At 47.1% G+C, this 6,861-nt stretch carries 6 protein-coding genes and 3 pseudogenes; 5 read left to right on the top strand and 4 right to left on the bottom strand.

The genetic code is table 11. The features are described from left to right. Window positions 1-66 precede the first annotated feature (66 nt). The gene (locus tag BEB42_RS25410; RefSeq protein WP_000756324.1) at window positions 67-1,029 is read right to left on the bottom strand and encodes a ParB family protein; all 963 of its coding nucleotides are present in this window, start codon (window positions 1,027-1,029) and stop codon (window positions 67-69) included. Beyond that, complete coding sequence (locus tag BEB42_RS25405) at window positions 1,026-2,231, bottom strand: AAA family ATPase (protein ID WP_000817644.1); 1,206 nt, start codon at window positions 2,229-2,231, stop codon at window positions 1,026-1,028. Before BEB42_RS25405 ends, BEB42_RS25410 begins: the two co-directional genes overlap by 4 nt. A 370-nt stretch (window positions 2,232-2,601) precedes the next feature. Between BEB42_RS25405 and BEB42_RS26435 the strand changes: the two genes are divergently transcribed. From BEB42_RS26435 to BEB42_RS25375, 5 genes and pseudogenes are all read left to right on the top strand, one after another. Beyond that, the gene (locus tag BEB42_RS26435; RefSeq protein ID WP_001358234.1) at window positions 2,602-2,775 is read left to right on the top strand and encodes a hypothetical protein; all 174 of its coding nucleotides are present in this window, start codon (window positions 2,602-2,604) and stop codon (window positions 2,773-2,775) included. Between the two features lie 173 nt (window positions 2,776-2,948). Continuing rightward, window positions 2,949-3,200 (top strand): type II toxin-antitoxin system Phd/YefM family antitoxin, encoded by a 252-nt coding sequence (locus tag BEB42_RS25395; protein ID WP_001132895.1) that lies wholly within the window; start codon window positions 2,949-2,951, stop codon window positions 3,198-3,200. Next, window positions 3,197-3,484, top strand: coding sequence for a type II toxin-antitoxin system RelE family toxin (locus BEB42_RS25390; protein WP_001270416.1), 288 nt, complete (start codon window positions 3,197-3,199; stop codon window positions 3,482-3,484). Before BEB42_RS25395 ends, BEB42_RS25390 begins: the two co-directional genes overlap by 4 nt. A gap of 1 nt (window position 3,485) precedes the next feature. Next, a pseudogene (locus BEB42_RS25385) lies at window positions 3,486-3,749 on the top strand (integrase core domain-containing protein); the annotation flags it as partial. Window positions 3,750-4,394: 645 nt separating this feature from the next. Next, window positions 4,395-5,372, top strand: a complete 978-nt coding sequence (locus BEB42_RS25375; protein WP_000361619.1) for a RepB family plasmid replication initiator protein — start codon at window positions 4,395-4,397, stop codon at window positions 5,370-5,372. 161 nt (window positions 5,373-5,533) lie between these two features. On the opposite strand, the pseudogene BEB42_RS25370 reads toward BEB42_RS25375, so the two are convergent. Together BEB42_RS25370 and BEB42_RS25365 are read right to left on the bottom strand one after the other, a co-directional pair. Beyond that, window positions 5,534-5,760 (bottom strand): annotated as a pseudogene (locus tag BEB42_RS25370) (transposase); the annotation flags it as partial. A gap of 38 nt (window positions 5,761-5,798) precedes the next feature. Then, window positions 5,799-6,383, bottom strand: a pseudogene (locus BEB42_RS25365) (tyrosine-type recombinase/integrase); the annotation flags it as partial. Window positions 6,384-6,861 lie beyond the last annotated feature (478 nt).

The following is a 6,861-nucleotide window of genomic DNA, read 5'->3' as shown; positions in this document are numbered from 1 at the left end:
GCCTAGCTGGGGGTTCTGTGCACAAAAAGGATGCCATTTGGCATCCTGATATTAACCCGGCATACCCTATTCAGGCAGTTTTCTTAGAATGTTTTTTATAGCCTCATCGATTTCTAACTGCACCTCATTAGATATGCGGGAGAACTCATAAACAACAAGACGCTTTCTGGGGTCACTCTTCTTTCTGGCAAATTGGTTACGATCAGAAAACTCTTTCAACTTCTCAGTTTCAACTGTTTTTACAGGCCGGTCTGTAAGCAATTTTCCTTCAGACCTGAAGACCGCCAGGATTTTGCTTTTCTCAATTGTTGGATAGTCAGGTAAAGCCATCAGTTTTTGGCGAACTCTATCCATAAACTCTTCCACTGACATTTTTTTGTTGGTTGCCTTTTCAGACAGTTTCAACAAAAATTGATAGTCCGACAGCGAAATATCATTGATTACCGGAAATACAGAGATCATTTCATCCGGTACTGATGCCGCCTGAAATGCGCGTGTTACTTTTGCCGGAGAGATGCTTTCAGCCTGAGCGATCTCTTCTTTTGTCATACTTGCCCCATAAGTAACTTCAAGGCGTTTTCCTAGTTCTCGGAGGCTATGCTCTCTGGCTGTCTGTATATCTTTTGCAAGCTGTCTCGCGTCGGCAATATCAATACTGTCTTTTGTAACCAGTATTTCGAATTTTACGTTGTTATAGATACAGGCAGCGCGACGACGCGTACCGTCTAATACTTCAATTCGTCCATCTACTTCCCGACCAATAGCCGGAAAAAATTGCTGAAGTTTAATCGTGCGAGTTATGTCACTAACTGACTCACGCGAAAGCATAGTCTGATCACGTCCATTAACAGATGCATCAACGAACGTTTTAGATTCTATATCTCCGCTTAATACAACCGTTTTAATGAATTTTGCTTGTTTCCCAGACTTAAGAGTAAACGTTTTGATCTCTCCGTCACCTTCAAGCATGCGAGCGAACTCTGAATTGCTATTGCCGAGAACTCGCCCTCGAGCTAAAACCTTTTTCATTTGGATGCTCCCCGAATGTATTCAATGCGGTCAAAAACGGCTTTAGTAAATCGTTCCGCTTCGGTACGAGCTTTTTTCAATGCCTCTGCACTTCCTGGATACGAAACAGGGTTAGCACTGATGATAGTGTCAAAAGATTCACCACATCGTTCGAACCCGTCCAGTCTCGGAAGCGATGAGTCAAGAATATTACTCGCATACACTTCACGAGCCAGGCTATGGGAAGTTTCGTGATCGCGCTTACTGGTCATTTTGGACATAAACCCTATACTCGCACTCAGGCGGGGCTCAACGCCTTCTTCTTCCAAACGTTCTAGCATTTCAGGTAAACGAGTCAAATATTTGAGAGTTGAATGGAAATCAACTTGCGCCGGGGGAGTAGGGGTGAGAAGTAAATCACTCGCAGCCAGGCCATTGAGAAGAAATGGATCAAGATGAGGGCCAGTATCAATAAAGACAAAATCATAATCATCAGCGATACGGTCAATGATGGTTTTCCTGAGTACTTCAGAAGGCTTAAAACCAGGAAGGTGTTCAGTAACCAAAGACTCCCATTGGCTTGCTACGAAGCCGTCATCAATAGAAGCAGGGATGACATCAACGCCAGGAATCATAGTGGGTCGGATAACCGCTTCTCGCAGTGTTTCAGCATCGAGATTATTTAGCATTGCCTGGGCGGCAGTTTCAAGGACAGTACCAATACTATGGGTATGGTCCAAAAACATAGTGCTGGACGCCTGCGGGTCAAGGTCGATCACAAGGATACGAAGGTCATGACGCAGCAAATCCGGATGTACTCGTAGTGCATGCGCCAGCGTTACCGTGCTGACGGTTTTTGAAACCCCACCTTTCAAGTTGACGACAAAAATTACGTAAGGTTCTTTATGAACATCACGATATTTTGGTATCTGTCGGTGAGCGTAAATATCAATAACGTTCTGAATTGTTAATGCATATTGCTCGACGTTGCCTACCCGCTTTTTATTAAATTCATAGCCACTTTCTTCCATTTCTTTAACGGCCAGTTCTACGATGCGTCGGCTCAGCTTCGGCAATTTTGCGACCGCATTACGAGTATATGTTTGATGATACTCTGTCAGATTGAATTCTTTTCTTTGCTCCTCAATATCCCGACTCATGGCCTGAAGTAGAGCACTTGCTCTGAGCGCTATGGTACCGACACTACCGTAATCTCGTTTCATAGTTTTCCTCTGAGATAGATTCCCTGCCCATATATTGCGTACAAATTTCAATCGCACTGTACACAAACATGAAAAATGTACAATATATTTTGCATTATCATCAAATTATTGTACATTGCAAGTCACCATTCACATCAAACCGCATAGTTAGACATTGTCTCTGAGCAGGCGAGGGGGTAGACAAGACCGTTGGGCGCGTTAGAGTATCATATTAGGATACGGGTGGGTGACGCCCACCTCTGGCATAGAACGGGCATTCATTGATGCCATGCCAGAATGGACGTTCAGGTTATTCCGTCCAGTTCTGCTGGCAACGCGAGATCTCCCCAGGTATAGTGATGCCACGGCAAAGCGCTCAAACAGGGATAATATGATGGAAATCAAGGCTCAACAGTTTGTCACATCAACGGGGCGGCAAGTTCTTACTGACAACGGACAACAAGGTATGGGCGGCGTGGCGGAAGCGATTTTTGCGAACTGCGCGGAACTGGATAACGACCAGCTTAACGAGATCATCGAGTGGGTTCGGCTCTCTCAGCGCTGAATGCCACTATCAGGCTGCGCAAGCGCGCCTTTTTTACGCCCCTTGTTTAATTCCCGCACTACCTGGACGTTCAGGTGATTCTGTCCGTCTGTACAAAAAACAACAAAAGACTTGTTAACAGGTCATGTAAGGAGTATCTTTGAGACTGGTTAAACAGTCTTGAAAGGTGGCCTATGCCTAACATTATTCTCAGTGATACAAGCGCCAGTGTCAGCGAGCTGAAGAAAAACCCGATGGCGACAGTCAGCGCCGGTGATGGTTTCCCGGTCGCTATCCTGAACCGTAATCAGCCTGCTTTCTACTGTGTACCCGCAGAGCTGTACGAAAAGATGCTCGATGCCCTGGACGATCAGGAGCTGGTTAAACTGGTAGCCGAACGCAGCAACCAACCGCTGCATGATGTAGACCTGGATAAATACCTATGAGGTATCAGGTAAAATTCAGGGAAGATGCGCTGAAAGAGTGGCAAAAACTGGATAAGGCTATTCAGCAACAGTTTGCGAAAAAGCTAAAAAAGTGCTGTGACAATCCGCATATTCCTTCCGCAAAACTGCGCGGGATAAAGGACTGCTACAAAATAAAATTACGTGCGTCAGGTTTTCGCCTGGTCTATCAGGTGATTGACGAACAATTAATTATCGCTGTTGTAGCTGTGGGTAAACGTGAGCGCAGTGACGTTTATCATCTTGCCAGCGAAAGAATGAGATAAAAGCAATAAATACAGAAAGTTACTCTGGCGTTATGGGGTAATGCAAAGTATGAGTCGCAGAGGGAATTGCCTGGATAATTCGCCGATGGAAAGAGTCTTTCGCAGCCTTAAAAGTGAATGGCTTCCGAAAGTTAGCCATGCGGTACGCGATAGAAACCAGTGGATTAATGGTTATTACAACGTTTATCGACCTCACACGAACAACGATGGTTTACCGCCTTGCTTACATGAAGAAAAGTGGAAACAGGTTATCCCGGTGTCCTGATTTTGTGATCCACTACAATACACAATCCCTGGCATTGAAACATACATATGAAGTGTACTTCGGATATGACCGTACGCTCAGGAAGTACGGCAGATTTCGTCAAAAATTACCTGTAAAGACAGACATCAGAAAAAACTGTGCTCGCCGCAGACCGGTGACCGGGCAAAGCCCGCGAACCGGCGAGGAAGCGCAATATATCTGTAGTTACAGTGAGCAGGTACGCCCTGAAGCCTTCATAATCGGTAGTGCATGTTGTTTTCCGGAATGATTTATCCACATATCCATAGGCTCGATCCAGTAAACAGATCCATGAATGATCAACAAAGGATCCATTAAAGATCCCCATATCGCTGTAAATCTTGTCATTAATGGTCCGGGACAGTGATCACATAAGCTGTGGCATGTTACTGATAAACTGTAACAAGTTAATAATAAGCTGTATTCAGTAATGCATATACTGCAGTAAGTTTATGACATAAACTATAGCCAGTACGCCAGACTCAGTTGTTAAATACAGACTGCAAGGTTTTCTTCAGTCAGTTGACGGGGTTCTGACACTCGATTTGCTGTTTATTCTTTTACTGTCCACAGGCTGGAGGCTTTCTGGAAAACGAAAATTCAGACATCAAAAAACTGTTCGGCGAGGTGGATAAGTCGTCCGGTGAGCTGGTGACACTGACACCAAATAATAACAACACCGTACAACCTGTGGCGCTGATGCGTCTGGGCGTCTTTGTACCGACCCTTAAATCACTGAAGAACAGTAAAAAAAATACACTATCACGTACTGATGCCACGGAAGAGCTGACGCGTCTTTCCCTGGCCCGTGCTGAGGGATTTGATAAGGTTGAGATCACCGGCCCCCGCCTGGATATGGATAACGATTTCAAGACCTGGGTGGGGATCATTCATTCTTTTGCCCGCCATAACGTGACTGGTGACAAAGTTGAACTGCCTTTTGTCGAGTTTGCAAAACTGTGTGGTATACCTTCAAGCCAGTCATCCCGCAGGCTGCGTGAGCGCATCAGCCCTTCCCTGAAGCGCATTGCCGGTACCGTGATTTCGTTTTCCCGTACCGATGAGAAGCACACCCGGGAATACATCACCCATCTGGTACAGTCAGCCTACTACGATACTGAACGGGATATTGTTCAGTTACAGGCTGATCCCCGCCTTTTTGAACTGTACCAGTTTGACAGAAAGGTCCTTCTCCAGCTTAAGGCGATTAATGCCCTGAAGCGACGGGAGTCCGCCCAGGCACTCTACACCTTTATAGAGAGCCTGCCCCGGGATCCGGCACCGATATCGCTGGCGCGGCTGCGTGCACGCCTCAATCTGAAGTCTCCGGTATTTTCCCAGAACCAGACGGTCAGACGGGCAATGGAGCAGTTGCGCAAGATTGGATATCTTGATTACACGGAGATCCAGCGGGGACGGACAAAACTCTTCTGTATTCACTACCGGCGTCCCCGGTTAAAAGCGCCGAATGATGAGAGTAAGGAAAATCCGTTGCCACCTTCACCTGCGGAAAAAGTCAGTCCGGAGATGGCAGAAAAGCTTGCCCTGCTTGAAAAACTGGGCATCACGCTGGATGACCTGGAAAAACTCTTCAAATCCCGCTGAACATAAACTGTAGTCAGTGAAGAGCGCTCTTTTACTGACTACAGTTTATATTAACAGGTACAGTGAGTGATGTGCTCACTGTGAACCGCCCCGGGTTTCCTGGAGAGTGTTTTATCTGTGAACTCAGGCTGCCAGATCATTGTTTCCGATGGAAGCATAATAAGCTCTTTCAGACGCTGACGTTCAGCGGTGGTGAGCCCACCATCACCGCCCCCGGTATCCCGCTCATGCTGGCGACCCAGACACGCAGAGTCTCTGGCGTACAGCCAATCTTTGGAGCAATGGAACAAATTGCCGCCCATTGTGAGTCATATTCGCCCTGACTTTCCAGAACCATACGAACTGCCCGTTGACGGACTTCGGGGGAAAAACGAGTATTTTTAGTCATCCTGTTTACCTCTTTCTCAGGAAGTTTAGTCTCCGGGATTTCCGGGGCTGGCGGTGATAGAGCATGTGCATGATATAGCTGTGCCGGAAGGTGTGTGGTGTCACCGGAATCGAAAAGTGTACCCCGTCTGCTTCGGCCCGTCTGACAGACTGCTTCAGCCAGTTGCGCATGGTTTCGTCGGTCACAGCCCATAATGGTTCACGACGACGGGGCCGGGTGGTGATCATCCAGCTTTCCATCTGCCTGACATAGCCTATATCTGTCAGCGGAACCTAGCGCACTTCATCTTTTGGCGGGCGTCCGCGTCGCGCACGCACTTTTTCGGACAGGATCCGCACAAACGGTCTTACACCATCCAGATCAAATGATTCCGGCGTCAGCATCCGGGCTTCGCCAATACGCATTCCGGTATTCCAGAGGGTGGCGAACAGCATATGGTGACGCTGATCCGGCATATAGAAAAGAAGGGCACTGACTTCCGGGGCCAGCAGGTAGGCCGGTGTGGCCCCTGTGGGGGGGGGCATTCTTCTCAGGGAGAGCGCTGTTGCAAAATCCCCCCCCGGCGCAATGGGTAACAGGGAAACGCGTTCTGGTGAATTCTGCAGGGGAATGATGCTGTTCATGAGTTATTTTTCACGTAACGCACGCACTGTTTATGGATACAGGTATTTTGCACCTGACGGGCCGATCCTGCCATGACAATAAATCGCAGCGCGCGGATCCTTTTGTTGTCTTATCCCGCATTATTGCGGGAAAAACCAAATGCGTAAAGAATCCTTTTTCTGCTCAGATCCTCCATGAAGCCAGTAATGGCAAGGGCCGAGGGCTGTTTTACGTTTTTGCCAGATCAGCCTAGTGAGCATAGCGATCAAATCAGAAGTTCTGTTGTTTTGTTCTCTGTCGCAATAAGGAAAGGAAAATTCAGTTCCGCTCAGTACACCCATCAAAAATAATCAAAGCACAAAATCGGAAATCCTCTTTGTCAAAAAATCATCTTTGGGGATCTTCATGGGGCATGGAGGGTTTGACCTGCTCCCCGTTGATTAATACACCGCGATGTTAGTAATGTCTTCATAAACCACATGAGGACACTCCCATGAA

Source organism: Escherichia sp. MOD1-EC5990 (assembly GCF_002965285.1).
GTDB lineage: Bacteria > Pseudomonadota > Gammaproteobacteria > Enterobacterales > Enterobacteriaceae > Escherichia > Escherichia coli_F.
The sequence above is the reverse complement of the archived record's forward strand: the minus strand, read 5'-3'. Positions and strand labels throughout refer to the sequence as shown.

Excerpts from the sequence above, each read along its gene's own strand:
- BEB42_RS25410 (WP_000756324.1), bottom strand. The coding sequence starts at position 1,029 with ATGAAAAAGGTTTTAGCTCGAGGGCGAGTTCTCGGCAATAGCAATTCA.
- BEB42_RS25405 (WP_000817644.1), bottom strand. The coding sequence starts at position 2,231 with ATGAAACGAGATTACGGTAGTGTCGGTACCATAGCGCTCAGAGCAAGT.
- BEB42_RS26435 (WP_001358234.1), top strand. The coding sequence starts at position 2,602 with ATGATGGAAATCAAGGCTCAACAGTTTGTCACATCAACGGGGCGGCAA.
- BEB42_RS25395 (WP_001132895.1), top strand. The coding sequence starts at position 2,949 with ATGCCTAACATTATTCTCAGTGATACAAGCGCCAGTGTCAGCGAGCTG.
- BEB42_RS25390 (WP_001270416.1), top strand. The coding sequence starts at position 3,197 with ATGAGGTATCAGGTAAAATTCAGGGAAGATGCGCTGAAAGAGTGGCAA.